Source organism: Streptococcus sp. 2741, assembly GCF_013276315.1.
Lineage (GTDB): Bacteria > Bacillota > Bacilli > Lactobacillales > Streptococcaceae > Streptococcus > Streptococcus pseudopneumoniae.
In genome coordinates this window covers 1-3,467 of sequence record NZ_VMKU01000165.1, presented here as the reverse complement: position 1 = coordinate 3,467, position 3,467 = coordinate 1, and the positions used below count along the sequence as shown (strand labels likewise).

Sequence of the window (3,467 nt, the reverse complement as noted above, 5' to 3'; positions counted from 1 at the left end):
GAGGACGTTAAAAGGTTACAGTGGAAAAAGATAAATCTTAGTTCGAATTCAATTACTCTCGTGATTTACGCATATAGGTTACGACTACCTTTTTGGACTTTAGAGTTTCTGACCCCCTTATCCGCTATATACGCCTTACTATCACGTTCCTGTTCGTAGAGCCACGATTTCGCTATCCCTTCCTCTGACGATTCTTATTTCCAGTGTCAGACTTAAAACGGTCTATCCCCAGACCGTTTTAATCCGCTACCTCACGATAGTCAGGCTTGGGAATCGCTATTGGGTTCACCGGTAGCAGGTGCCCACCGAGGACTTACACCTCAGATGCACGACATGCCCGTCGTACCAAAAATAGCCCTTCGGATAAAATCCGAGGGGCTAGAAACGTTGTTAAATCAACGGCCGAACTTTTGAATTTCAAGGTTCGGGATAAAATAGTTTACTGAACTACTTTATTTTTTCAAGTTGTAGAATGATTTCAATCCACGGTATTCTGCTACTTCACCAAGTTGGTCTTCGATGCGAAGCAATTGGTTGTATTTAGCGATACGGTCTGTACGTGAAAGTGAACCAGTCTTGATTTGTCCTGCGTTAGTTGCAACTGCGATGTCAGCGATTGTTGAATCTTCAGTTTCACCTGAACGGTGTGATACAACGGCAGTGTAACCAGCTTCTTTTGCCATTTCGATAGCGTCGAATGTTTCAGTAAGAGTACCGATTTGGTTAACTTTGATAAGGATTGAGTTAGCAGCACCTTCTGCAATACCTTTTTCAAGGTAAGAAGTGTTTGTTACGAAGAAGTCATCACCAACCAATTGAACTTTACCACCAAGACGTTCAGTAAGAGCTTTCCAACCGTCCCAGTCATTTTCATCCATACCATCTTCGATAGTGATGATTGGGTATTTGTTTACCAATTCTTCAAGGTAGTCGATTTGTTCTGCAGCAGTACGTACAGCTGCTCCTTCACCTTCGAATTTAGTGTAGTCGTAAACTTTACGTTCTTTATCGTAGAATTCTGATGAAGCACAGTCAAATCCGATAAATACGTCTTTACCAGGAACATATCCAGCAGCTTCGATAGCAGCAAGGATAGTTTCAACTCCGTCTTCAGTTCCTTCGAAACGAGGAGCGAATCCACCTTCGTCACCTACGGCTGTTTCCAAACCACGAGATTTAAGGATTTTCTTAAGAGCATGGAAGATTTCAGCACCCCAACGAAGAGCTTCTTTGAATGATGGCGCACCAGCAGGTACAATCATGAATTCTTGGAAAGCGATTGGAGCGTCAGAGTGAGAACCACCGTTGATGATGTTCATCATTGGAGTTGGAAGAACTTTAGTGTTGAATCCACCAAGGTAGCTGTAAAGTGGGATTTCAAGGTAGTCAGCGGCAGCACGAGCTACAGCGATAGACACACCAAGGATTGCGTTTGCACCCAATTTACCTTTGTTAGGAGTACCGTCAAGAGCGATCATAGCACGGTCGATAGCTTGTTGATCACGTACATCGTAGCCAATGATCGCTTCAGCAATGATGTTGTTTACGTTGTCAACAGCTTTTTGTGTACCAAGACCACCGTAACGAGATTTGTCACCGTCGCGAAGTTCAACTGCTTCGTGTTCACCAGTAGAAGCTCCTGATGGAACCATACCACGTCCGAAAGCACCTGATTCAGTGTAAACTTCTACTTCAAGTGTTGGGTTACCGCGTGAGTCTAGGACTTCGCGAGCGTAAACATCAGTAATAATTGACATTTTTTACTCTCCTTTGAGTTAAATTTTTTACACCTCTATAATACCTTAAAAGCCCTCCTTTTTCAAGAAAAAACGTTATCTTTGTGCAAATTTTCCTTAACTTTATAAAGTAATCGCTTTCTTTTGTCTGTTTTATTCTAACTTTTATGATATACTGTTTTCATGACAGATTTATCAAAACAATTACTTGAAAAAGCTCATGGTGGGTTAAAAATAAATCCGGATGAGCAAAGACGCTATCTTGGTACTTTTGAGGAAAGAGTTCTTGGATATGTAGATATTGACACAGCAAATAGCCCTCAGTTAGAAAAAGGCTTTTTATTTATTTTAGAAAACCTTCAGGAAAAAGCAGAGCCACTATTTGTGAAGATTTCACCAACTATCGAATTTGATAAGCAAGTTTTCTACTTAAAAGAAGCAAAAGAAACTGATAGTCAAGCCACCATAGTATCTGAAGAGCATATTACTTCTCCTTTCGGCCTGGTTATTCATAGCAATGCACCCGTTCAAGTAGAAGAAAAAGACCTTCGACTTGCTTTTCCAAAACTTTGGGAAGTTAAAAAGGAAGAACCAGCCAAAACATCCTTATGGAAGAAATGGTTTAGCTAAATCTTGCACATATTTAATAAGTGCCCAATATTGGCAGCCATGCGCTCCAGATAGAGACTGGCATTTTTCAAACTATCTTCTAAAGGTTCACTTTTCTCCAAAATAGAAAAGACAGCTTGGATATTTTCAAATGGTAGGGGAGGTAAATCTTCAGCAAGACTACCGCAAATAGCAATAACAGGAACTCCAACAGGGGTTCTTTTTGCAACACCTATAGGCGCTTTCCCAGCAAAGCTTTGACTGTCAAGTCTTCCTTCTCCAACAACAACCAAGTCAGCATCTGAAACTTTCTTATCAAAGTTGGTTAAGTCCAAGCAGGTATCAATTCCAGACACGATACTTGCCTGAGCAAAGGCACACAAACCACCAGCAAGGTCTCCACCTGCTCCTGCTCCTTTAATTTCTAATGTTGCAGGTGAGAATTTTTCATAAAGATCTTGGATCGCCTGATCTACGACTGCAAACATAGTCGGATGTAGACCTTTTTGATTGCCAAAAGTGTAAGTCGCACCTTGATGACCACATAAGGGACTCACGACATCTGCTAAAATATGAATTTGAACACCTTCAGGAATTTTATAGCGATTTTCTGTTGAAACAGAAGCTAAGTTTAATAAGGATTGACCGGAAGCAGGCAAGACATTTCCATCCCTATCATAAAATTGATAACCTAAACCAGCAGCAATCCCCAGTCCTCCATCATTACTGGCCGTGCCACCAACACCGATATAAATATCTTTAATCCCTTTAGAAATGAGATGGAGAATCAACTCTCCAATACCACAAGTTTGGATTTGAAGTGGATTTCGTTTCTCTAGCGGAATTTTTCCAAGACCAACCAAGTCAGCTACTTCAAATAGTGCCAGTTCCCCTTTTTGAAAATAGCGCATGGCTTCTTTTTGTCCAGAAGGGTCTGTCACTTGGATCCATTTTTCTTTTAGGTCAAGAGAATGTCGGATAGCATCTACAGTACCTTCTCCCCCATCACCAACAGGGCAGAGGAGACATTCTACATCTGCTATCGATTGTTGGAAGCCTCTTTTTATTGCTTCAGCTACCTGTTGAGCTGTCAAGCTTTCCTTATACTCAATCATTTTCAAA

At 41.1% G+C, this 3,467-nt stretch carries 3 protein-coding genes; 1 reads left to right on the top strand and 2 read right to left on the bottom strand.

Annotated features, from left to right (window positions below):
- Nucleotides 1-452: 452 nt before the first annotated feature.
- Nucleotides 453-1,757 (bottom strand): surface-displayed alpha-enolase, encoded by a 1,305-nt coding sequence (gene eno, locus HT671_RS11245; protein ID WP_000022821.1) that lies wholly within the window; start codon nucleotides 1,755-1,757, stop codon nucleotides 453-455.
- Nucleotides 1,758-1,919: 162 nt separating this feature from the next.
- Here eno and HT671_RS11240 point away from each other — a divergent pair, with 162 nt between their 5' ends.
- The gene (locus HT671_RS11240) at nucleotides 1,920-2,366 is read left to right on the top strand and encodes a YueI family protein (RefSeq protein WP_000131076.1); all 447 of its coding nucleotides are present in this window, start codon (nucleotides 1,920-1,922) and stop codon (nucleotides 2,364-2,366) included.
- On the opposite strand, the gene HT671_RS11235 is transcribed toward HT671_RS11240, so the two are convergent.
- On the bottom strand, nucleotides 2,363-3,460 hold the full coding sequence (locus HT671_RS11235) for a glycerate kinase (RefSeq protein ID WP_138702470.1): 1,098 nt from the start codon (nucleotides 3,458-3,460) through the stop codon (nucleotides 2,363-2,365). The two genes, HT671_RS11240 and HT671_RS11235, sit on opposite strands and share 4 nt — an antisense overlap.
- Nucleotides 3,461-3,467: the final 7 nt, after the last annotated feature.